General features: G+C 37.4%; 23 protein-coding genes. 19 read left to right on the forward strand and 4 right to left on the reverse strand.

Annotated features, from left to right (window positions below; genetic code table 11):
* Positions 1–22 precede the first annotated feature (22 nt).
* Positions 23–457 (reverse strand): GNAT family N-acetyltransferase, encoded by a 435-nt coding sequence (locus IGL30_RS03775; protein ID WP_088745762.1) that lies wholly within the window; start codon positions 455–457, stop codon positions 23–25.
* Between the two features lie 142 nt (positions 458–599).
* Here IGL30_RS03775 and IGL30_RS03780 point away from each other — a divergent pair, with 142 nt between their 5' ends.
* The 5 genes from IGL30_RS03780 (at position 600) to IGL30_RS03800 (ending at position 6,702) form a co-directional block, all read left to right on the forward strand.
* Complete coding sequence (locus IGL30_RS03780; protein WP_010719694.1) at positions 600–1,721, forward strand: AI-2E family transporter; 1,122 nt, start codon at positions 600–602, stop codon at positions 1,719–1,721.
* 151 nt (positions 1,722–1,872) lie between these two features.
* A complete protein-coding gene (locus tag IGL30_RS03785; protein WP_010719693.1) occupies positions 1,873–3,249 on the forward strand; it encodes a hemolysin family protein in 1,377 nt (458 codons plus the stop codon).
* A 369-nt stretch (positions 3,250–3,618) separates the two neighbouring features.
* A complete protein-coding gene (locus IGL30_RS03790) occupies positions 3,619–5,199 on the forward strand; it encodes a peptide chain release factor 3 (RefSeq protein ID WP_123875132.1) in 1,581 nt (526 codons plus the stop codon).
* Between the two features lie 80 nt (positions 5,200–5,279).
* On the forward strand, positions 5,280–6,380 hold the full coding sequence (gene wecB, locus IGL30_RS03795) for a non-hydrolyzing UDP-N-acetylglucosamine 2-epimerase (RefSeq protein WP_088745761.1): 1,101 nt from the start codon (positions 5,280–5,282) through the stop codon (positions 6,378–6,380).
* Between the two features lie 148 nt (positions 6,381–6,528).
* Positions 6,529–6,702 carry a hypothetical protein gene (locus IGL30_RS03800; protein ID WP_010719688.1) on the forward strand — a complete coding sequence of 58 codons (174 nt, stop codon included), beginning with the start codon at positions 6,529–6,531 and terminating at the stop codon, positions 6,700–6,702.
* 99 nt (positions 6,703–6,801) lie between these two features.
* Here IGL30_RS03800 and IGL30_RS03805 read toward each other — a convergent pair whose 3' ends face one another.
* On the reverse strand, positions 6,802–7,122 hold the full coding sequence (locus IGL30_RS03805; RefSeq protein ID WP_010719687.1) for a DUF1827 family protein: 321 nt from the start codon (positions 7,120–7,122) through the stop codon (positions 6,802–6,804).
* A 203-nt stretch (positions 7,123–7,325) separates the two neighbouring features.
* Positions 7,326–9,563: an ATP-dependent Clp protease ATP-binding subunit gene (locus tag IGL30_RS03810; protein ID WP_088745504.1), complete on the reverse strand. Its 2,238-nt coding sequence runs from the start codon at positions 9,561–9,563 to the stop codon at positions 7,326–7,328.
* 553 nt (positions 9,564–10,116) lie between these two features.
* Here IGL30_RS03810 and IGL30_RS03815 point away from each other — a divergent pair.
* The 6 genes from IGL30_RS03815 to IGL30_RS03840 all read left to right on the forward strand — a co-directional run bounded on the left by IGL30_RS03815 (position 10,117) and on the right by IGL30_RS03840 (position 15,862).
* Entirely contained in the window at positions 10,117–10,383 is a 267-nt protein-coding gene (locus IGL30_RS03815) for a phosphocarrier protein HPr (protein ID WP_010719685.1), read from the forward strand.
* Entirely contained in the window at positions 10,383–12,110 is a 1,728-nt protein-coding gene (gene ptsP, locus IGL30_RS03820; RefSeq protein ID WP_010719684.1) for a phosphoenolpyruvate--protein phosphotransferase, read from the forward strand. Before IGL30_RS03815 ends, ptsP begins: the two co-directional genes overlap by 1 nt.
* 173 nt (positions 12,111–12,283) lie before the next feature.
* Entirely contained in the window at positions 12,284–13,327 is a 1,044-nt protein-coding gene (locus IGL30_RS03825; protein WP_205216260.1) for a glycosyltransferase, read from the forward strand.
* A gap of 17 nt (positions 13,328–13,344) precedes the next feature.
* On the forward strand, positions 13,345–14,568 hold the full coding sequence (locus IGL30_RS03830; protein ID WP_088745500.1) for a glycosyltransferase family 4 protein: 1,224 nt from the start codon (positions 13,345–13,347) through the stop codon (positions 14,566–14,568).
* Between the two features lie 89 nt (positions 14,569–14,657).
* Positions 14,658–15,545, forward strand: coding sequence for an NAD(P)-dependent oxidoreductase (locus IGL30_RS03835; protein ID WP_010738140.1), 888 nt, complete (start codon positions 14,658–14,660; stop codon positions 15,543–15,545).
* Positions 15,546–15,631: 86 nt separating this feature from the next.
* The gene (locus IGL30_RS03840; protein WP_010719680.1) at positions 15,632–15,862 is read left to right on the forward strand and encodes a YkuJ family protein; all 231 of its coding nucleotides are present in this window, start codon (positions 15,632–15,634) and stop codon (positions 15,860–15,862) included.
* A gap of 342 nt (positions 15,863–16,204) precedes the next feature.
* Here the strand turns inward: IGL30_RS03840 and IGL30_RS03845 are convergent, their stop codons facing one another.
* Positions 16,205–17,077 carry a GIY-YIG nuclease family protein gene (locus IGL30_RS03845; protein WP_088766128.1) on the reverse strand — a complete coding sequence of 291 codons (873 nt, stop codon included), beginning with the start codon at positions 17,075–17,077 and terminating at the stop codon, positions 16,205–16,207.
* Between the two features lie 345 nt (positions 17,078–17,422).
* Here IGL30_RS03845 and fabT point away from each other — a divergent pair, with 345 nt between their 5' ends.
* The 8 genes from fabT (at position 17,423) to fabZ (ending at position 23,073) form a co-directional block, all read left to right on the forward strand.
* A complete protein-coding gene (gene fabT, locus IGL30_RS03850; protein WP_088745497.1) occupies positions 17,423–17,863 on the forward strand; it encodes a fatty acid biosynthesis transcriptional regulator FabT in 441 nt (146 codons plus the stop codon).
* Positions 17,864–17,872: 9 nt separating this feature from the next.
* Positions 17,873–18,835, forward strand: coding sequence for a beta-ketoacyl-ACP synthase III (locus IGL30_RS03855; protein ID WP_123875133.1), 963 nt, complete (start codon positions 17,873–17,875; stop codon positions 18,833–18,835).
* 46 nt (positions 18,836–18,881) lie between these two features.
* Positions 18,882–19,106, forward strand: a complete 225-nt coding sequence (locus tag IGL30_RS03860; RefSeq protein ID WP_088745496.1) for an acyl carrier protein — start codon at positions 18,882–18,884, stop codon at positions 19,104–19,106.
* Between the two features lie 110 nt (positions 19,107–19,216).
* Positions 19,217–20,152, forward strand: coding sequence for an ACP S-malonyltransferase (gene fabD, locus IGL30_RS03865; RefSeq protein WP_010719676.1), 936 nt, complete (start codon positions 19,217–19,219; stop codon positions 20,150–20,152).
* On the forward strand, positions 20,143–20,880 hold the full coding sequence (fabG, locus tag IGL30_RS03870) for a 3-oxoacyl-[acyl-carrier-protein] reductase (RefSeq protein WP_088745495.1): 738 nt from the start codon (positions 20,143–20,145) through the stop codon (positions 20,878–20,880). The genes fabD and fabG overlap by 10 nt, the downstream gene beginning before the upstream one ends.
* 17 nt (positions 20,881–20,897) lie before the next feature.
* Positions 20,898–22,133 carry a beta-ketoacyl-ACP synthase II gene (fabF, locus tag IGL30_RS03875; RefSeq protein WP_010719674.1) on the forward strand — a complete coding sequence of 412 codons (1,236 nt, stop codon included), beginning with the start codon at positions 20,898–20,900 and terminating at the stop codon, positions 22,131–22,133.
* A 2-nt stretch (positions 22,134–22,135) separates the two neighbouring features.
* Positions 22,136–22,630, forward strand: coding sequence for an acetyl-CoA carboxylase biotin carboxyl carrier protein (gene accB, locus IGL30_RS03880; protein ID WP_010738136.1), 495 nt, complete (start codon positions 22,136–22,138; stop codon positions 22,628–22,630).
* A 23-nt stretch (positions 22,631–22,653) separates the two neighbouring features.
* Positions 22,654–23,073: a 3-hydroxyacyl-ACP dehydratase FabZ gene (gene fabZ / locus IGL30_RS03885; protein WP_010719672.1), complete on the forward strand. Its 420-nt coding sequence runs from the start codon at positions 22,654–22,656 to the stop codon at positions 23,071–23,073.
* Positions 23,074–23,076 lie beyond the last annotated feature (3 nt).

Raw genomic sequence — 23,076 nt, forward strand, 5'->3', positions numbered from 1 at the left:
TTCTTTGATAGCCTGTCAATAATTAAAAGCCTTTTTTCATTGCGATATGAGCAATACCAGCATCTTCAAATGGTTCTCCATAAGCAGTGAATCCTAATTTTTTATAGAAATTCTCAGCTGTTGCTTGGGCGCCTAGCAAAATCGTATTATATCCTTGACTTTTGGCGAAAGCTTCAGCTTCAGCTACTAAAATTTGACCTAATCCTTGATGACGATAATCTGCAAGAATCGCCATTCGTTGTAACTTCATTTTTCCATTTTCTAATGGTAATAGCCGAACGGTCCCACAAGGTAGATTTTGGTCTGAATAAAGAACAAAGTGGATGCAATGTGCTTCATTTTGATCAATTTCTCTAGTTATAGGAACGCCTTGTTCTTTGACAAAAACTTGGTTTCTAATACGAACGGCATCAAGGTAAATATCACTTAATGTATCTTTTGTTTGAACGACTTTCATCCGAAACCCACCTTTCATTCGTTTAGTATACTGTAAAGAAAATAAAATGAAAAGTGGATAAAAAAACAAATATCAGTAAGAATAAAAGAAATTTTCACACAAATAATATATACTAGTAAAAAAGACGAAAGGAGGAAGTATATTGTTTGAAAAATTGAAACAATCAAAATTGATGTTTTGGTCTTGCGAATTACTCATTATCGCCACGTTGATCTTGGTTTCTTCAAAAATCAATTTTATCTTTCAACCAATTGGAACGTTTTTCTCAACATTATTCGCACCAGTCTTGATTGCTGGATTTTTGTATTATTTGTTGAATCCTATTGTCAAACTATTGATGAAAATCAAAATCAAACGCATTTGGGCGGTAGCAATCGTATTACTTTTGCTTGTCGCAGCGATCATCTGGATTTTGCTCAGCGTGATTCCTAGCTTGATCCAACAAATTTCATCCATCGCATCGAATATTCCTGACTTTATTAGTCGTGTAGAGACTTGGTTAAATAATATGGCCCAACTACCGATCTTTAAAGAAGTAGATATCAATCATTATTTGAATCAATTAGATATTTCTTATGCTAAGATTATCCAACAGTTCCTCAGCGGGATTTCAAACAGCTTAGGATCGCTTGTCGGTACGATCGCTTCAGCTACAATCGTGATCATCACAGCTCCATTTATTTTGTTTTATATGTTGAAAGATGGAGAAAAAATGGTTCCGACAGTCAAGAAATTCTTTCCTGAAAAGAGAAGAGATCAAATTGTTGAATTACTTGGTCAATTGAACAAAACATTAGCTAACTACATTAGTGGTCAAGCGATTGAATGTCTTTTTGTCGGAACATTTACTTTTTTGGGGTATCTGATTCTAGGGGTCAATTATGCCTTTTTATTTGGCGTTATCGCTGGTTTGACTAATTTGATTCCTTATCTAGGTCCTTACCTAGGCTTAGCTCCAGCATTTTTAGTGACCGTATTCAATGATCCTGTTAAAGCATTACTTTGTTGTGTCGTTGTCTTGATCGTTCAACAATTGGATGGAAATGTGATTTATCCAAATGTCATCGGAAAATCATTAAAAATCCATCCGCTAACGATCATCATTGTGTTATTAGTAGCAGGAAACATTGCTGGGTTAATCGGGATTTTCTTAGGTGTACCGTTTTATGCCATTTGTAAGACGATTATTTCTTATGTCATCAAAATTGTTAAAGAAGACCAGCAAAATGAAAAAAAGAAAAAAATTGCAACGACATTGGAATAACGTATCAGCAATTCCGACTAATTGCTTCATAGTTGTTTTTATTGCAAAGAAAAATTCTTTGTGATAACATTTTAGCGTGGCTATCTTTATAGTCACGCTTTTTTTCTATCGTAAACAAAAAAATTAAAAAATATAAGGAGAGAATGCGATTATGAATGCTGACCCTGAGAGTCAGTCGCTGTTAGCGCAAATTTTATTACTGATCATTTTAACTTTGATCAATGCTTTTTTAGCTGCTTCCGAGATTGCTGTTGTTTCGATCAACAAAAATCGAGTCGAGCAAAAAGCGGAAGAAGGAGATGTTAAATCTCAAAAGCTTTTAAAAATATTGCAGAACCCAAATAACTTTCTGTCAACGATCCAGGTAGGAATCACGTTAGTCAATATCCTATCCGGTGCTTCGTTAGCCAATACATTATCAGAAAAATTAGCACCATTATTAGGTGGTAGTGTAGCAGCAAGAAATATTGCCAATATTATTGTTTTAGCTATTTTGACCTACGTATCGATTGTTTTTGGTGAATTGTATCCTAAACGAATCGCCTTGAACAAATCAGAAGAAGTAGCCAACTTTACTTCAGGGATCATCCGTCTGATCGGTGTGGTTGCCAAACCTTTCGTCTGGTTGTTATCTGCATCGACTAGTTTACTAGCTCGTGTCACACCAATGACTTTTGATGATGAAGATTCAAAAATGACGAGAGATGAAATGCGGTATATGTTGGAAACTGAAGGTGTACTTGATAATGAAGAGTTAGAAATGCTGCAAGGTGTTTTTTCTTTAGATACCAAAGTAGCTAGGGAAGTAATGGTTCCTCGAACAGATGCTTTTATGATCGATATCAATGACTCCGTTGAAGAGAATGTCAATGAAGTTTTATCAGAAAATTATTCAAGGATTCCGGTCTATAATGAAGACAAAGACAAAGTTGTTGGGATTCTTCATACGAAAAACTTATTGAAAGCTGCTCATAAATTTGGCTTTGAACATTTAAATATTCAAAAAATCATGCAAGAACCTTTATTTGTACCAGAGACAATATTCATTGATGATCTCTTGTACGAAATGAAAAAAACTCAAAACCAGATGGCTATTTTACTGGATGAATATGGTGGAGTCGTTGGTTTAGCGACTTTAGAAGATTTACTAGAAGAAATCGTCGGTGAAATTGATGATGAATCAGATGAAGTCGAAAAATTATATGAAAAGGTTGCTGAACATGAATACGTGATCCAAGGACGAATGTTGATCGATGAGTTCAACGAAGTATTTGACAGTAACTTGCACATGAGCGATGTCGATACGATGGCAGGCTATTTAATCACTGCTTTGGGCATGATCCCTGATGAGGGAGAAAAATTATCGTTTGATGTAGACAACATTACCTTGACTTCTGAAGAAATGGAAGGTTCTAGAATTTTAAAAATTCGCGTGGTGTTCCATGATCCTAAAGAAGAAATTGTGGAACCAGATGAGGAACGTCGTTTATTTTATAAAGATTTTGATGAAAATGAGCCGAGAAGATAAAGATTGTTTTTACTAATTTGAGTACAGAAATGATCAAAAATCAGGTTGTAAAAAGAATGAACGATTGTCGAGTTGTTGCCTCTGATTATCGTAATAGACAGTTGAACTTGGAACAGAAGCCTGTTCCAAGTTCAACTTTTTTCGTTTAATCTGTTTTCAGTTGTTGTAGTAGCAGGAAAAGCTTTATTTTCTCCTATTGAAAAAGTCGTTTATATGATATTCAACAGAGAAAGAGAGAAGACTCATAACAAGTGTTTATTTTTTGATAGTTTCCATGATATACTTGGTAAGTTGAGATAGCTAGTTCGATCATTCCTCGAACAGGATGACGAATAAGATGATAATGATGTAACAGAAATGGAGTAAAACATGAATAACCCTAACTTAAAACAACAAGTAGATAACCGACGCACGTTTGCGATTATTTCCCATCCGGATGCTGGTAAAACAACGATTACTGAACAATTGCTTTTATTTGGTGGCGCAATACGTCAGGCAGGAACTGTCAAAGGGAAAAAGACTGGTAACTTTGCAAAATCTGACTGGATGGAAATTGAGAAGCAACGTGGAATCTCAGTTACCAGTTCTGTGATGCAGTTTGATTATCATGGTAAAAGAGTCAATATCTTAGATACCCCAGGGCATGAAGATTTTTCTGAAGATACGTATCGGACATTGATGGCTGTCGATAGTGCGGTTATGGTCATCGATAGTGCCAAAGGGATTGAAGCTCAAACAAAAAAATTATTCCAAGTCGTTAAAAAAAGAGGAATCCCTATTTTTACCTTTATCAATAAGTTAGATCGAGATGGTCGCGAACCATTAGAACTTTTAGAAGAATTGGAAGAGTTGCTCGATATCGAGTCTTATCCAATGAATTGGCCGATTGGTATGGGGAAAGGCTTAGAAGGACTCTATGATATCCACCATAATCGTATTGAGTTTTATCGTCCAGAAAACTATAATGATGAGCGCCTTGTTGCCTTGGATGAAGAAGGATTGTTGCCAGAAGGCCATCCTTTGACGGAAAATTCATTGTATGAACAAGTTCTTGAAGAAGTAGAATTGTTGAAAGAAGCAGGAGATTCTTTTAATGAAGAAAAAATTGCTCGGGGAGATCAGACACCGGTCTTCTTTGGTTCAGCGTTAACAAATTTTGGTGTGCAAACATTTTTAGAAACCTTCGTGGAATTAGCCCCTTCACCTTACGGACATCAAACACAATCAGGACAAGAAGTTAGTCCTTATGAAGAAGAATTTTCAGGTTTTGTCTTTAAGATCCAAGCCAATATGAATCCAGCTCACCGAGATCGGATTGCTTTTGTGCGAATCTGTTCTGGAACTTTTGAACGTGGAATGGATGTTCAATTAGAACGAACAGGTAAAAAATTGAAATTAAGTAATGTGACTCAGTTTATGGCTGACTCAAGAGAAAATGTCGAGAATGCTGTGGCAGGGGATATCATCGGGGTCTATGATACGGGAAATTATCAAATTGGTGATACCCTTTATGAAGGGAAATTAAAGGTGGCGTATGAAGAATTGCCTTCCTTTACTCCTGAATTATTTATGAAAGTTACTGCTAAAAATGTAATGAAACAAAAATCATTCCATAAAGGTATCTATCAGTTAGTCCAAGAAGGTGCGATCCAACTTTATAAAACTTATTTGACGGAAGAATATATCATTGGCGCAGTTGGACAACTTCAATTTGAAGTATTCCAATACCGGATGCTAAATGAATACAATGCAGAAGTGATCATGTCACCTATGGGTCATAAGATTGCCCGTTGGATCGAACCAGAAGATTTAGATGAGAAGATGAGTTCTAGTCGTAATATCTTGGCACGTGATCGTTTTGATCAGCCATTATTCTTGTTCGAGAACCAGTTTGCTGAACGCTGGTTTGCTGACAAGTATCCAGATGTCAAATTAAAAAGTTTAATGTAAAGTACTCGTCAACAAGATGGTGCTTTAGGGAGATTATGAAGTACAGTGGAGAGAATAATTAAGTAATTCGGAGGAATGTAATGATGATTAAAGTAATGTCGATCTTTGGAACACGCCCAGAAGCAATAAAAATGGCACCCTTGATCAAAGCACTAGAAAAAGATGAGCGCTTTGAATCAATCGTGACGGTTACAGGCCAGCACCGTGAAATGTTAGACCAAGTGTTAGAAGTGTTTGAAATTACTCCTGATCACGATCTAGATGTGATGAGTGTCAATCAAACACTCACCGCTATTACAACGAAAGTTCTTTTATCATTAGAACCAATCTTACAAGCAGAACAGCCTGATATCGTCTTAGTTCATGGAGATACGACCACAACATTTGCTGCAGCGACCGCAGCATTTTATCAACAAATTAAAGTCGGACATGTCGAAGCAGGATTACGAACTTGGAACAAATGGTCACCGTTTCCTGAAGAAATCAATCGGCAAGCCACAGACGTTTTAGCGGATCTCTACTTTGCGCCAACCAGTGAAAGTGCTGATAATCTTAGAAGAGAGCACCACGATGAAGCAAACATCTTCGTTACTGGCAATACGGCGATCGATGCGATGAGGTACACGATCGTGGCGGATCAAAAAAGCGATCATCTTTCGAGCAGCTCCACTAAACAATTATTAGTAACAATGCATCGACGAGAGAACCTAGGCGAGCCAATGGCGAACGTTTTTCAAGCATTAGGAAGGATTGCTGAAGAATTTTCTGATGTATCCATTATTTTTCCGATGCATAAAAATCCTCAAGTACGAGAATTAGCTGATACTATTTTAGGACAATATGAGAATGTTCAGCTGATCGAACCATTAGATGTCATTGATTTTCACAATTGTGCAGCCAAAAGTTATCTTATATTAACTGATTCAGGCGGAGTTCAAGAAGAGGCGCCTTCTTTAGGTGTTCCGGTTCTTGTCTTACGTGATACCACTGAACGACCGGAAGGTGTAAAAGCCGGAACTTTAAAACTCGTTGGTACAGACGAAGAGACAGTTTATGACGAGACAAAACAATTGTTAACTGATGTAAAGGCTTATGAAAAGATGGCACAAGCCAAAAATCCTTATGGAGATGGTTACGCAAGTCAACGAATCTTAGAGGCTATCGCAGCCTCATTTCATTGATTACAGGTTACCAAAAAAGCAAAAAAAACTTTCCAACAATTTTGGTGGAAAGTTTTTTTTATTTTAAAGAAAAAATTGGTAAATTCTTTGAAATAAAATGAATTAAAATAAAGATGTGTACATATAAAAAGAAAAAAGGGGGAGTTGGATGGAAACACTGGAGCAACGAAAACAACGTAAAGCAAGAAAAAAGTTAGAAATGCAGCGTTTATGCAGGCTGTTAGATGTTGAAGGTTGGGAGCATAATGAATCGATCGTTAACGAAGTAAGGGCAATCGTTCGACTAGGAAAAACACCAAAAAAAGAAACCAATCAATCTTAGAAGATCCAGCTCTATAAATGAGCTGGATCAAGGATAAAATCAAACATTATCCTTCTATCCTTCTAAAAAAGGTTTCTTTTTTTTGTTTATTTGTAATCATCACATTGCAACCTCAGTGTGGGGATGATGTTTCGGAATCGAGATTTCAACTAAGTCATCTAATTCAATTACTTGGATTTCGTTTTCTTGATATAGGGCGTCATGGATTTTATTGAGGAAGTACGTTTTGACTTCTTCAATTTCTTTGGGTTGTATTTTTCGTTTTTCATTAATCAGTAAAATCTCGTTATGTTCCGGTGCTTCAGTGTAAACAATCATTGTATTGCCTGCAGTGTAAACCTTCACCATATGAGCATCTGTATTTTCCAATTGGTTTAAAACCAAACGTGAATGACTATTCGTTACATTGACAAATTTCATGTCGCTCACCTCTTTTATGTAGATTTTAGATACAACTTAATTTCATTATAATTTTTTTCTAATAAAAAGAACAGTATTTTGCTTTTTGTCAAAAAACAATCAAAAATCCGCTTTGAGCAATGAAGCACCCGTGAGAAAAGCTGTCGCTTTTTCATGGGTGCTTCATTTTTTATCAGTCGCAAAGCGAAGTTTTTGTCAGATGTTTAGTTTGTTGGCTCGTTTGTCGTTTCTTTGACTAAACGTTCTGGTTTAGAAGTGATCACAATTTTTTCTTCTTTATCCAATTTTGCTTTTAGTTCATGGATTGAAGGATGGTCTAAATAAAATTCAGCAATTCCATCTTCGATTTGTTCTTGGATCGTTCGACGAAGAGGGCGTGCGCCCATTGCTGGGTCATAGCCTAAGTCAACAAGTTTTTCTTTGACATTTGTCGGCACTTCGATATGCAGTTGTTGTGCTGCTAACATTTCATTGACTTCATCTAGCATCAAGGTAACGATGGTCATTAAGTTTTCTTTTGATAGCGCACTAAATTCGATGATTCCATCGAAACGGTTCAAGAATTCAGGTGTGAAGTAATTGTTTAGTTGGTTTAAAACAGAACGAGTAACACCTTCACGAGCTGCTCCAAAACCGACATTTGCTTCGACTTTACCTGTACCAGCATTACTTGTCATAATGATGATCGTATCTTTAAAGCTTACTGTCCGACCTTGTGCGTCAGTCAAACGGCCATCATCCAAAATTTGGAGGAACATGTGTAACACATCAGGATGTGCTTTTTCCACTTCATCCAATAAAATCAAGCTATAAGGATTACGACGTACTTTTTCAGTAAGTTGACCTGCCTCTTCATAGCCCACATAACCAGGAGGAGAACCAATCAATTTAGATACACTGTGTTTTTCCATATATTCAGACATATCAAAACGAATCATTGAATCTTCGGAACCGAATAATTCAAATGCCAGTTGCTTGGCTAATTCAGTTTTACCGACACCAGTTGGACCTACGAATAAAAATGATCCGATAGGGCGGTTTTTCTTGCTCAAGCCAACCCGATTACGACGAATAGCTTTTGCCACACGATCTACAGCATCATCTTGTCCAATCACATGTGCTTTTAGATCAGCCGCAAGATTCTTCAATTGTGTTTGCTCTTTTTCTTTTAGATCGCCAACAGGGATGCCCGTACGTTCTTCCACAATTTTTTCCATATCTTTTTCTGTGATAACAGGCGTTTCTTCATCCGTTAATTGACGTTCTTTCATCTTTTCTAATTTACTGATTTGGTCACGATAATAAGCGGCTTTCTCAAAGTCTTCTTCTTTAGAAGCTTGGATTTTTTGTTCCTGTGCTTCTTCAAGTTTTTTATCAATGGTTTTAGGATCAACGATTTGAATCGTTAAGTTTTTCTTTGAGCCAGTTTCATCAAGCAAGTCAATCGCTTTATCTGGTAAGAAACGATCTTGAACATAACGATTTGAGAGAATAGCTGCAGCTTCGATTGCTTCATCGGTATATTTGACGTGATGGTAGTCTTCGTAGCGTTTTTGCAATCCTTTTAAGATACTGATTGTTTCCTCAACAGAAGGTTCAACGACCCGAACCGGTTGCATCCGTCTTTCTAAAGCTGCATCTTTCTCGATGATGCGGTATTCATTTAATGTAGTGGCACCAACCATTTGTAGTTCGCCACGAGCTAGAGCTGGTTTTAAAATATTTCCCGCATCCATGTTCCCATCACCGGCAGAACCAGCACCGACAATTTCATGGACTTCATCAATGAATAATATGACATTTTCAGCCTGCTTAATTTCTTCGATCAATTTTTGCATCCGTTCTTCAAATTGTCCACGGATACCAGTTCCTTGAACCAAAGAAACCACATCTAAACGAATCACTTCTTTATCCATTAATTTTTGCGGCACATCGCCATCTACGATTTTTTGTGCAAGTCCTTCAACTACGGCAGTTTTACCAACACCAGGCTCACCGATTAATACCGGATTGTTTTTTGTTCGACGGTTTAAAATCTCGATCACACGTTTGATTTCATCATCACGGCCGATCACAGGATCAATGTCACCTTGACGAGCTTGTTCGGTGATGTTGATTCCGTATTCTCCTAAAAGACCTTCGGAATTTCCTTGTTGCGGTGGTTGACCGCCGTTAAAGTTGTTGTTACCACCGAATTGGGTTGGAGGAGTTTGTTCATAGTTTCCTTGCTGTTGCATTTGGCGGGACATGGAGCGGAATAAGTCGTCCAAGCTGCCAAAACCAAAAGGATCATTTTGAGCCATACTAGTCAGACCTCCATTTTGTTGATTTTTAATTTTTTGATAGCAACTTTGACAGTAATCAAGTTGCGTTCTCTGTCCGTTTACTGTTGCATATAAGTGGATCGTTGCTTCATTTTTCCCACAATTTTGACAAAGCATAAATGATTCACGTCCTTTCACATGATTCACATGTTTCCATTCTATTTTACAACGCGTGACTACGAAGGTAAAAGAATAACCCTCATTTACTCAAAAGTTGAAAAGGTAAAAAATGTTATTGACCATTATTGACCTTTGGCTATAATTATACTAAATTTTAGGGCGCGTGCAAGTATTTAGTTTTTCAAAATAAACGAAGAAATGAATAAGTCGTTCTTCGATAAAAATGATAAATAGAAGGAGATATTTCACTTGGCAGAGTCTATTTTTGTTTGCTTGTTTACTGAGGGATCAGTAAAGAGAATCAAAGCTACTAAAAAAAGAAGTGAGATAGAATGAATACGGTTGTTATCCTATGTATTCATATTTTTAAAAGTAGTGCTAATTATTTTCCACACTTTTAGTTGAATTTAAATGAAAACTGTTGTATCTATCGGGAAAAAATGGTAATCTTTACAAATGAAAGGGTACTACTTATTAGTGTTCTTAGTAAACTGCTAAAAAAGAAAACCCTCACATAAAAACAACACTCACTTAAAGGAGACCGATTAATATGGAAAAGAAAGAATTTCACGTAGTAGCAGAAACTGGAATCCACGCACGTCCAGCTACATTATTAGTACAAACAGCAAGCAAATTTAACTCTGATGTAAACTTAGAGTATAAAGGTAAATCAGTAAACTTGAAATCTATCATGGGCGTTATGTCTTTAGGTGTGGGTCAAGGTTCTGACGTTACAATCACAGCTGAAGGTGCTGACGAAGCAGACGCAATGGCAGCTATCGTTGATACAATGAAGAAAGAAGGATTATCTGAATAATGGTTGAAATGCTAAAAGGGATTGCCGCTAGTGACGGCGTTGCCGTTGCAAAAGCTTACCTGCTAGTTCAACCGGATTTAACATTCAGTAAGACAACAGTAGAAGATACAGCAGCTGAAGCATCTCGTTTAGATGATGCTTTAGCAAAATCTACTGAAGAATTGCAACAAATTCGTGAAAAAGCAGCGCAAAGCTTAGGTGAAGCAGAAGCGCAAGTATTTGACGCACACTTGATGGTTCTGTCTGATCCAGAAATGGTTGGTCAAATTAAACAAAACATTAATGATAACAGCGTAAACGCTGAATCAGCATTAAAAGAAGTAACTGATATGTATATCAGTATGTTCGAAGCTATGGAAGACAACGCTTATATGCAAGAACGTGCGGCTGATATCCGCGACGTTGCGAAACGTATTTTAGCGCATTTACTAGGTGTGACATTACCAAATCCATCAATGATTAACGAAGAAGTAGTTGTTGTTGCTCATGATTTGACACCAAGTGATACTGCTCAATTAGATCGCAATTTTGTTAAAGCGTTTGTAACTGACATCGGCGGACGTACTTCACACTCAGCGATCATGGCACGTTCTTTAGAAATCCCAGCGATCGTAGGTACAAAAGAAATCACTGCTAAAGTCAAAGAAGGCGACATGTTAGCTGTTAACGGGATTGAAGGCGATGTAATCGTTGATCCTACAGCTGAACAAAAAGCTGAATTTGAAAAAATCGGTGCTGAATACGCTGCTCAAAAAGCAGAATGGGAAAAATTAAAAAATGCTGAAACTGTTACTGCTGATGGCAAACATTTTGAATTAGCAGCAAATATTGGTACACCAAAAGATTTAGTTGGTGTTCATAATAACGGTGGGGAAGCGGTTGGTCTTTACCGTACAGAATTCTTGTACATGGATTCTCCTGATTTCCCAACTGAAGATGACCAATATGAAGCATATAAAGCAGTTCTTGAAGGTATGGAAGGTAAACCGGTTGTCGTGCGTACGATGGATATCGGTGGCGATAAAGAATTACCTTACTTACAATTGCCTCATGAAATGAACCCATTCTTAGGCTATCGTGCATTACGAATCAGCTTGTCAGAACAAGGTGACGAAATGTTCCGTACGCAAATGCGCGCATTATTACGTGCATCTGTTCATGGAAACTTACGTATCATGTTCCCAATGGTAGCGACTCTTAAAGAATTCCGTGCTGCAAAAGCAATCTTTGAAGACGAAAAACAAAAATTATTGAATGAAGGCGTGGAAGTATCTGATACGATCCAAGTCGGCATCATGATCGAAATTCCAGCAGCAGCTGTCTTAGCTGACAAGTTTGCTAAGGAAGTTGACTTCTTCTCAGTAGGAACGAATGACTTGATCCAATACACTATGGCAGCTGACCGTATGAACGAACGTGTTTCATACTTGTATCAACCTTACAACCCATCAATCTTACGTTTGATTAAAAACGTGATCGATGCAGCGCATGCTGAAGGTAAATGGGCTGGTATGTGTGGCGAAATGGCTGGGGATCAAACCGCAGTTCCGCTACTTGTAGGTATGGGATTAGATGAATTCTCAATGAGTGCAACATCAATCTTGAAAACACGTAGTTTAATGAAACGTTTAGATACAACGAAGATGGCTGAACTTGCTGATCGTGCTTTGAAAGAATGTGACACGATGGAAGAAGTCGTTGAACTTGTAAATGAATACGTAAAATAATATTACGAGTAAAAGCTGGTACAGCGATAGTAGCTGTATCAGCTTTTTACAATGGGATTTTTACATATAGGTAAAAATAAGGAATGAAAAATAGAGTTATTTTAAAATAGGGCTTAAGTTTGAGTGACAGGTTCAGCGCTATGTTATACTATATAAATGAAGGAGGACGTAAGGTGAAGGTATTATTATATTTTGAAAGTGAAAAAATACTTGCGAAATCTGGTATTGGACGAGCGCTTGACCACCAAAAACGTGCTCTAAAAGAAATGGGGATTCCCTACACGCTAGATAGTAAAGATGACTATGATATCTTACACATCAATACATATGGTATCAATAGTCACAATATGGTCAATAAAGCAAGAAAAGACGGCAAGAAGATCGTTTATCATGCTCACTCAACAGAGGAAGATTTTCGTAACTCATTTATTGGCTCTAATCAATTATCGCCATTAGTAAAAAAATATTTAGTGGGATTATATCAAAAGGCGGATTATCTCATCACACCTACGCCATATTCTAAAAGATTACTGGAAAGTTACGGCATAGATTTACCGATCCAATCGATATCAAATGGGATTGATCTAAAAAAATATCAACCAGATCCAATCAAAGAACAAAAATTTCGCGACTATTTCAAATTATCACCAGATCAGAAAGTGATTATCTGTGTTGGCCTTTTTTTTGCTCGTAAAGGGATCATTGATTTTGTAGAAATTGCAAAAAAACTCCCAGAATATACATTTATTTGGTTTGGACATGTACCTATGTATTCGATCCCAAAAAATATCCGACAGATTGTGAAAGAAGAACACCCAGATAATGTGATCTTTCCAGGATATATTCGGGGAGAAATTATTGAGGGTGCATACTCAGGCGCTGACCTTTTTTTCTTCCCGTCTTATGAAGAAACAGAAGGAATTGTAGTATTAGAGGCACTAGCAAGTAAGCAAAATGTTCTTGTACGAGACATTCCAGTCTATGATGGCTGGTTAGAAGATAAAAAAAATTGTTACATGGGTCGCTCTAATGAAGAATTTACCGTATTGATCAAAAAGATCGTGGAAGAAGAAGTTCCTAGTCTAGTGGCAGCTGGATATCAGACTGCCCAAGCACGAAGTATTGAGAAAATTGGTGAGCAACTGAAACTGGTGTATACACAAGTGTTAGAAGAAGTAGATTCTTCCATAAATGAAAGACAAAATAATAAAGGGTAGTTTGGAGGCAAAAAATCATGAAAATTGGCTTTTTTACCGATACCTATTTTCCGCAGGTAAGCGGAGTTGCTACATCGATCAAAACCTTAAAAAATGAACTAGAAAAACATGGACATGAAGTCTATATTTTTACGACAACCGATCCAAATGCTGATAAAATAGAAAAAGACGTCATTCGTATGCCGAGTGTTCCATTCGTTTCCTTTAAAGATCGACGAATAGTGGTACGAGGTATGTGGTACGCTTATTTAGTAGCGAAGGAACTTGAATTAGAACTGATTCATACTCATACAGAATTTGGTGCAGGGATTTTAGGTAAAATGGTTGCTAAAAAGCTGAAAATACCATTGATCCATACGTATCATACGATGTATGAAGATTATCTACACTATATTGCTAAAGGCAAAGTGATACGTCAATCTCATGTCAGATATCTCTCCCGCTTATTTGTTAACCATACAACAGGAGTTGTCTGTCCCAGTGAACGAGTAATTGATACATTAAGAAGTTATGGTGTTGTCGCACCACTTCGAGTGATTCCTACAGGGATCGATATTGAGAAATTTAAAAGGGAAGGAATCACGCAAAAAGCTATCAAAGAAATCAGAGGATCGCTGAATATCAAAGATGATGAGTTAATGATCTTATCTTTAAGTCGTATCTCTTATGAAAAAAATATTCAAGCATTGGTCCAGGGGTTCCCCCAAGTTCTAAAAGCGTATCCCAATGCACGAATGGTGATCGTTGGCAAAGGGCCTTACCTAGAAGAGTTGCAAGAGCTAATCAACGAACTAGCATTGGATGAATTTGTCCAATTTACTGGAGAAGTCGATAACGAAGATGTGGCATTGTATTATAAAGCAGCTGATTACTTTGTTAGTGCTTCAACTTCAGAAACACAAGGTTTAACTTATACGGAAGCAATGGCTTCAGGGACACCTTGTGTAATTGAGGGAAATGCTTATCTTAATCGTTTGTTTGATCATCCCTCCCTTGGGAAAACATTTGAAACCGATGAGAATTTCGCATCAGCACTTATTGATTATATAAAAAGTGAAGTCCCTCGTGACCAAAAAGTATTGGAATCAAAATTATATGATATTTCCTCTACGCACTTTGGCGAAGCGATGATTGAATTTTATGAAGATATGATTATCTATCATGAAAAAGAAATGCAACGAAAAGAAGAAGAGGCATCCATCGAAAGAATAAAAATCAAATTAAATTCATTTAAACGATAAATTTAGGTATTTATCCTAAAAAAATCTTTGTTTCTGGCGTATACTTAGCATAGAGACAAAGATTTTTTGATTTTTAGGAGGTCACGAATATGAAATTAGGTTTTATCGGGACAGGAGTCATGGGACGCGCAATCACTGAGCATCTTATGAACGCAGGACATGAAGTAACTGTCTATAATCGAACAAAAGCAAAAACGGATGAGCTAGTCAAAAAGGGAGCCATTTGGGCTGAAACACCTAAAGATGTCACTAAAAATAGTGAGATCATCTTTTCGATGGTTGGTTATCCCCAAGATGTAGAAGAAATTTACTATGGCGAAAATGGGATTTTTGCAACGGATGTCCAAGATCGAATTTTGGTTGATCTAACAACTAGTACCCCAACGCTTGCAGAAAAAATTGCAAAAACAGCCACAGAAAAAGGTGCAGCTGCTTTAGATGCACCAGTTTCAGGTGGAGATCTGGGTGCGAAGAATGCCACTTTGACAATCATGGTTGGTGGTGAAAAAAGTGTCTATGAAAAAGTTTTACCTTTGTTTCAAGTGATGGGATCCACTTTTACTTTACATGGGACAGCAGGAAAAGGCCAACATGCGAAAATGGCAAATCAAATCATGATCGCAGGGACTATGACAGGTATGACCGAGTTACTTGCATATGCTTCAAAAGCAGGACTTGACTTTGAAAAAGTCATTGAAACAGTCTCAGGAGGCAGTGCCGCAAACTGGTCATTAAGTAATTATGCTCCTCGTATTTTAAAAGAGGATTATACGCCAGGATTTTTTGTTAAACATTTTATTAAAGATTTGAAAATTGCGTTAGATGAAGCAGATAAAATGGCATTGAAGTTACCAGCGACAACGCAAGCTTTAAAATTATATGAACAATTAGCAGATCAGGGATTTGAAAATGACGGTACTCAAGCATTGATTAAGCTTTGGTGGCCTGAAGGAAAGAACCCAGAAAAAAAATCTTAAAAAACTCGCTTTTTTTGGAGAAAATCAATGCAAGTCGTCTGTGCTTTTGTTACAATATAACAGAAATAAGAAAAGGAGGACCTCCGATGGCACATTCACAATTAGTTGCAATCATTAAACGACTGGAGGCAATGGTCGAATCAGCAGATAATGAACTGCAAGTCCGTCGTTTTGAAAAAGAGGGCGTTGAAAAATGTACAGTTACTTATGACAAAGCAACTGAAACATTTGAATTAACTGAAACAGATTCACATCAACAATATGAATTTGACAATATCGATATCGTTGCAATGGAAATTTATGACTTGATCCAATAAAAGATCATGAAAGAAGCGTTCAGCTCTAAAGCACTAAGAGAAGATTTTCTAAAAAATCTTCTCTTGGTTGCTCAGAGCTGCTTTTTTTATGGCTTAATGGATCAGGCTTCGTTCGTAAGAAGTCTTCTTGAAGTAACCAGGATGGGCGTGTTCTATCCACAAGCGTTCGTATCAGCAAGAGATTGCTCCGATGAACAGAAGAAAAAGTGTGGCGCCTATTTTTCCTTAGATTTTTTTCGGCTAGTGAGGAGATTAGGGGAATAATTGGTTAAATGGATAAAACAACGAAAAGAAACCGTGAACTGTAGACCAATGTTTGGTAGTTCAAGGTTTCTTTTTATTTTACAATTCATTTTGGGCGAGAATTTTCTTATGGTAACTCATTAGTATAAGGACGGGGTCAATTTCTTCTTTTTGCAACTGTCGCTTCAAGGACAAACCAGCTTTTGCATTTTCATAATAAAAATAGGGAGATTCATCATTAGACGTAATGGCCGTTTCAGCCAGTTGACCGTAACAAATCAAATAATGTTTTTGTTTCGTTTCGTCCGCTGCCAGAGGTAAATGGAAAGTGATTTTAGGCGTCCTTAGAAATAGTTTCTGCGCTTGTATTCTTTTAATGAAAGCTGTCGATAACTCAATATCTTGTTGGATTTGGGCAGCTTTTTCAAAATTCAATTGTTCGATAAAATGATTTTGCCTTTTCTTCAAGTAGGTGATTAGTTTTTTATTGCGCCCTTGCAGCAGGTTTTGAATCTCTTTTTTCTTTTGTTCAAATGACAACTGATTCATTTCCGGTAATTGTGTATTTAAAGCTAAAAGGCTGATTTCAGATAGCCACGGCATCTGATAGGTTTCTTCAATGATGCGTAAAATAGCCGGCATTTTTTTGTAAAGTCGAAAGGGACCGTAAGTACGGGCAAGTGGCATATCTGAAAGGGAAAAACCATTATTTGTAATATGTAAATAATTATAGTTACTAAAATAGTTCATTTGACGGTTGTAAAAAGGGCGGTAGTACTGGATTAATTGACATTCTAACAATAGTGCATCTAATTCAGTATCCACGACGACAAAATCAAAGTCAGCGATATGATGAATCAATCGGCGAACTTTTTTTGAATGTTGTTTACTATGACGAAAATAACTACTTACACGATTTTTTAATTGTTTCGCTTTTCCAACGTAAATCACAGTTCCGGTATGATCTTTCATCAAGTATACCCCAGGAAGCAAGGGGAGTTTTTTTACTTTTTCTTTCAACGTTCTTTCTCCTTTTTTATCAAAAAATACTATATCAAATTTACGGCAAAGGAACAACCTTTTCGTTTGCTGAGTCTTAAGTAGAAATAGTTTGATAATCAAAATATTTATTTGAGAAATATTTTTAATGTTTAAATGGGTGATTGTTGATTTAATAGGATTTTAAAATGAATTTTTTCTTAGAAAAAGTTCATAATCGAAAAAAATGAGCTTTTTAGGTTGCATTTTGAAAAAAGTTAAGATATAGTTTGAACATCAAATGATTTGATAATCAAACTAATTAGTGGATGGTGGAACATGGAATCAGATTTGAAAACAGTAAATGATTATCTTGTTAGTGTCTTCAATGATATTTTGACAATCGAAGAATCTGAATTAAAAAAATCTCAGTTCAAAGATTTGTCAATTACAGAGATGCATACGATCGAGGCAATTGGTATGTACAAGAAAAAAACGACTTCAGAAGTAGCCAAAGAACTGTCGATTACTGTTGGGACCTTGACCACTGCTATCAATAAGTTAGTAAAGAAAGACTATGTTGAACGCATTCGAAGTGAAGATGATCGACGAGTGGTGAAATTAGGACTGACAAAAAAAGGCAAACTTTTATATCGTGTCCATCAGCACTTTCATCGTGAAATGGTCAAAAATATCTTGGATGGCATGGCTACCGACGAACAGCAAGCTTTACTGGCTGCATTGAAAAACTTGCATGATTTTTTGCGAGATTACAAGTGAGGATTTTTAATGGAACAATTTGGAACGATCACAGCAACAGCTAGTGTCCTTCCCGAAAAAATCATTACCAATGATGATCTTTCCAAAATGATGGACACTTCGGATGAATGGATTTCATCGCGAACAGGTATCAAACAAAGGCGTTGCGTCACAGATAAAGAAACTTCTGATCTTTGCTATTTAGTAGCAGAAAAGCTCATCAAAAAAAAGAACATCGATCCGACAGAACTTGACTTCATTCTTGTAGCAACCATGTCTCCTGATTTTACGACACCCTCTGTGGCTGTCCAAGTTCAAGGTAAACTTGGTGCAACAAATGCAATTGCATTTGATCTTAGTGCAGCATGTTCAGGCTTTGTTTATGCTTTAAGCATGGCAGAGAAAATGATTCGGTGCGGTTCAAATAAAGGATTAGTGATTGGTGGCGAGACATTATCCAAATTAATCGATTGGTCTGATCGTTCAACGGCTGTCCTGTTTGGTGATGGTGCTGGTGGTGTGTTACTTGAAGCTGGTACAGAGCAGAAAATAATTGCAGAACATCTGGAAGCAGATGGCACTCGAGGATCGTCACTCACAGCTGGCTATCATTCGAACGGATCACCGGTGTATGTAAAGGATGCAAAAGGCTCTTTTTATTTATCAATGATAGGAAGAGATATCTTTGATTTTGCTGTAAGAGACGTTGCAAAAAACATTAAAGACATCACTCAAAATGTGTCAGTTGATTATCTGCTTTTACATCAAGCAAATCTTAGAATCATTGAGAAAATTGCACGCAAGGTAAAAATACCGCAAGAAAAATTCTTAACCAATATGGATAAATACGGAAATACCTCTGCTGCAAGTATTCCAATCCTATTAGATGAAGCGGTAGCTAGTGGGCAAATCACTTTAGGAAAAAAACAAAAAGTAGTATTTACAGGTTACGGTGGAGGTTTAACATGGGGAAGTATCCTCATGGAACTGTAAGCTGATAAAACATAAAATTGTAAACAATATCGGAGGAATATATATTATGGTATTCGAAAAAGTTCAAGAAATTATTGCAGAAGAGTTAGGAAAAGAAACAGAAGAAATCAAATTAACAACAAACATCCAAGAAGACTTAGAAGCTGATAGCTTGGATTTATTCCAAATCATTAATGAAATCGAAGACGAATTTGACGTGAAAATCGAAACAGAAGACGGCATCAAAACAGTTCAAGATTTAGTAACTTATGTTGAAAAACAAACTGCATAATCATTAAGATTAGGTTGGGGGCTGGGACATTTTCCTTAAATAGGAGTGTCTTGGTCCTTTTTAATAAATCAAGACATGAGCATATATCCTAAAAATATTGGAGAAAATACATGAAGACAGCATTTTTATTTAGCGGACAAGGCGCTCAGTATCCAGGCATGGGACAAGATCTCTATCAAGAAACTATCGTCAAAGAAACGTTTAATGAAGCAAGTGATATTCTAGGCTATGATATGGCGGAATTGTGTTTTTCAGAAAATGAACGACTCAATCAAACCGCTTATACGCAACCAGCAATCTTAACGGTCAGCATTGCTTTTTATCGTTTGTTGAAAGAAAGAGGGATTACACCTCAAGCTGCTCTAGGATTAAGTTTAGGCGAATATTCCGCTTTAGTAGCTAGTGGAGCTTTGTCATTTAGTGAAGCAGTCGCTTTAGTAGCAAAACGAGGGGCTTATATGACTGAGGCTGCACCACTTGGTAGTGGGAAAATGGTAGCTGTTATGAATGCACCTGTAGAAGTGATTGAAGAAAGCTGTTTGGAAGCTCAACGATTAGGAATTGTTTCGCCTGCAAATTATAATACACCCCAACAAATCGTAATTGGCGGTGAAGAACAAGCAGTGGATGAAGCAGTAAGAATCATGCAAGAAAAAGGCATCAAACGAATGATTCCACTAAATGTGAGTGGTCCGTTTCATACAGCAATCTTAGCGCCAGCAGCAAAAAAATTAGCCGTTGAGCTAAAAACGATCACTTTTAATGAGCCAGCAATTCCTGTCATCAGTAATACGACAACTGAAATCATGAACAAAGATCGGATACCGACTCTGCTTGAACAACAAGTGATGAAGCCGGTACATTTTTATGAAAGCATCCATCAATTAAAAGAACTTGGTGTGGAACGAGTGATTGAAGTTGGACCAGGTAAAGTATTAAGTGGCTTTATGAAGAAAATCGATAAAACGATTCCGGTTTTAAGAGTAGAAAATCAACAAACTTTAGAAGAAACAATGACAAGTATCGGAGGCATGTTATGGAGCTAACAGGAAAAAATGTATTTATAACAGGTAGCACAAGAGGAATTGGTGCCGCTGTGGCGCTAGCTTTTGCAAAAGCAGGCGCAAACATCGTTTTAAATGGACGAAAAGCAATTCCAGAAGAAAAAATCAATGAGATCAAAGCTCAAGGTGTGAACTGCATCGGTGTTTCTGGCGATATCTCAGATTATGAAAAAGCTGGCTTGATGGTAGAAGAAGCAGAAAAACAATTAGGATCAATCGATATTCTAATCAATAATGCAGGGATTACGAACGATAAATTATTGATGCGCATGTCATCAGAAGATTTTAAAGCTTGTTTAGATATCAACCTAACAGGAACATTCAATATGACACAACACGTTTTAAAGAAAATGATGAAAAAACGTGAAGGTGCAATTATCAACTTGTCAAGTGTTTCAGGCTTGATTGGTAATGTCGGACAAGCAAATTACGCAGCAAGCAAAGCAGGTGTCGTTGGTTTTACAAAATCTGTTGCTCGTGAGGCGGCTGCACGCGGTGTTACATGTAATGCCATTGCTCCTGGTTTTATCGCTACGGATATGACCGAAGTTTTATCTGATAAAGTCAAAGAGCAAGTAGTAAAACAAATTCCAATGCAACGTTTTGGCAGCGTGGAAGATGTTGCGAATGCTGCGATTTTCTTAGCAGAGAGTCCTTATATCACAGGACAGGTCATCAATGTTGATGGCGGTCTCGTGATGCACGGATAAAAAGGAGGAAAACAATAATGAATCGAGTAGTAATTACAGGCTATGGTGTCACTTCACCAATCGGTAATGATGCTGAAAGCTTTTTAGATAGTTTGCAAAAAGGAACGAATGGGATTGCTCCCATTACTAAATTTGACGCCACAGAAACTGGAATCACACTAGCAGGTGAAGTCAAAGATTTTCCATACGACAAATATTTTGTGAAAAAAGACAGTAAACGAATGGACATGTTCTCGATTTATGGGATCTATGCAGCACTAGAAGCATTAGGGATGAGCGGTCTGGATAAAGAGAAAATCGATCAAGATCGTTTTGGTGTCATTGTTGGTTCCGGTATCGGCGGACTGCCAACGATCGAAAACCAAGTGATTCGGTTACACGAAAAAGGCGCGCAACGTGTCTCACCAATGTTTGTTCCAATGGCTATTGCAAATATGGCTGCCGGCAACATTGCACTACGTGTAGGTGCTAAAGGGATTTGTACAGCAATCGTTACTGCTTGTGCGAGTGGAACGAATGCTATTGGTGAAGCTTACCGCAATATCAAACATGGTTATTCAGATGTCATTCTAGCTGGTGGGGCAGAAGCAACAATTTGTGAAATGGGAATTGCTGGCTTTGCTGCACTAACAGCTCTATCGAATGCTGAAGACCCTACTCGTGGTTCGATTCCTTTTGATGAAGAACGTAACGGTTTTGTGATGGGCGAAGGAGCGGGTATCTTAGTGATCGAATCTTTAGAACATGCTCAAGCTCGTGGTGCAAAAATCTATGGAGAAATCGTTGGTTACGGCGCTAATTGTGATGCGTTCCATATGACTGCTCCTACACCAGATGGTTCAGGCGCTGCCAAAGCAATGAAATTAGCCATGGATGAAGCGGGTATTAAGCCAGAAGATGTTGGCTATATCAATGCCCATGGGACAAGTACACCCGCTAATGATCAAGCAGAAGCAAAAGCAATCCAACTGGCATTAGGTGATTCATTCAAAGAAACATATGTCAGCAGTACGAAATCCATGACTGGACACTTATTAGGTGCAGCTGGAGGGATTGAAGCGTTAGCTACTTTAATGGCGCTGGAACATCAATTTATTCCACCAAACATCAATGTCCAAAAACAAGATCCGGAAATTGACTTGAACGTTGTCATCAATGAAAGCAAACCAGCGCAATTGACTTATGCAATGAGCAATTCGTTAGGCTTTGGTGGTCACAATGCGGTCTTGTGTATGAAACGCTGGGAGGAATAATCTTGAATATCAATGAGATCAAGGAATTAGTCAGTCAATTCGATCAATCTACTTTAACTGAATTTGATTTAAGAGAAGGTCAATTTGAATTATATATGAATAAAAATGAATCTAGTCGTGGAATGGGAACGATGGCTCCAATGCCAGTAGCTACAGAAGCGCCTAGAGATACGGTAGTACCTCAAACACCAATCCAACAAACGCCAGTTAGTGAAGCACCTCAAGCATCTGTCGAAGCATCACAAGAAAGTTTCGAAGGTGTCGAGGTAAAATCACCGATTGTTGGAATCGTCTACTTACAACCTGCCCCTGATAAACCACAATTTAAGTCAGTGGGAGATAGTGTCAAAAAAGGTGAAGTGATTTGTATCATTGAAGCAATGAAATTGATGAATGAAATCACAAGCGAAGTCGATGGGAAAATCGTTGAGATTCTTGTTGAAAATGAAGCGGTTGTTGAATACGATCAACCACTATTTAGAATTCAACCAAATTAAGCAAAAGAGGAAAGAGGAGCAATATGAACATTCAAGAAATTAAAGAAATCATACCACATCGTTATCCGCTATTGCTGATTGATCGTGTCGAAGAAATGGTGGAAGGCGAACGAATCATTGCAAAGAAAAATGTGACGATCAACGAACCATTTTTCCAAGGTCACTTTCCAGAAGAACCTGTGATGCCAGGTGTTTTGATCGTTGAAGCGATGGCACAAGCAGGAGCAGTTGCGTTATTATCCTTGGAACAATTTAAAGGAAAGACTGCTTATTTTGGTGGTTTAGACAAAGCAAAATTCCGTCGAAAAGTCACTCCAGGGGATACACTGTATCTTGAAGTAGAAATTACGAAAATCAAATCTTCTGCTGGTATTGGTAAAGGAATTGCAAAAGTGGATGGCAAAAAAGTTGCTGAAGCTGAATTAACTTTTATGATTGGATAGGTG

Origin of the sequence: Enterococcus sp. DIV1089c, assembly GCF_050530965.1 — a bacterium.
Taxonomy (GTDB): domain Bacteria; phylum Bacillota; class Bacilli; order Lactobacillales; family Enterococcaceae; genus Enterococcus_B; species Enterococcus_B hirae.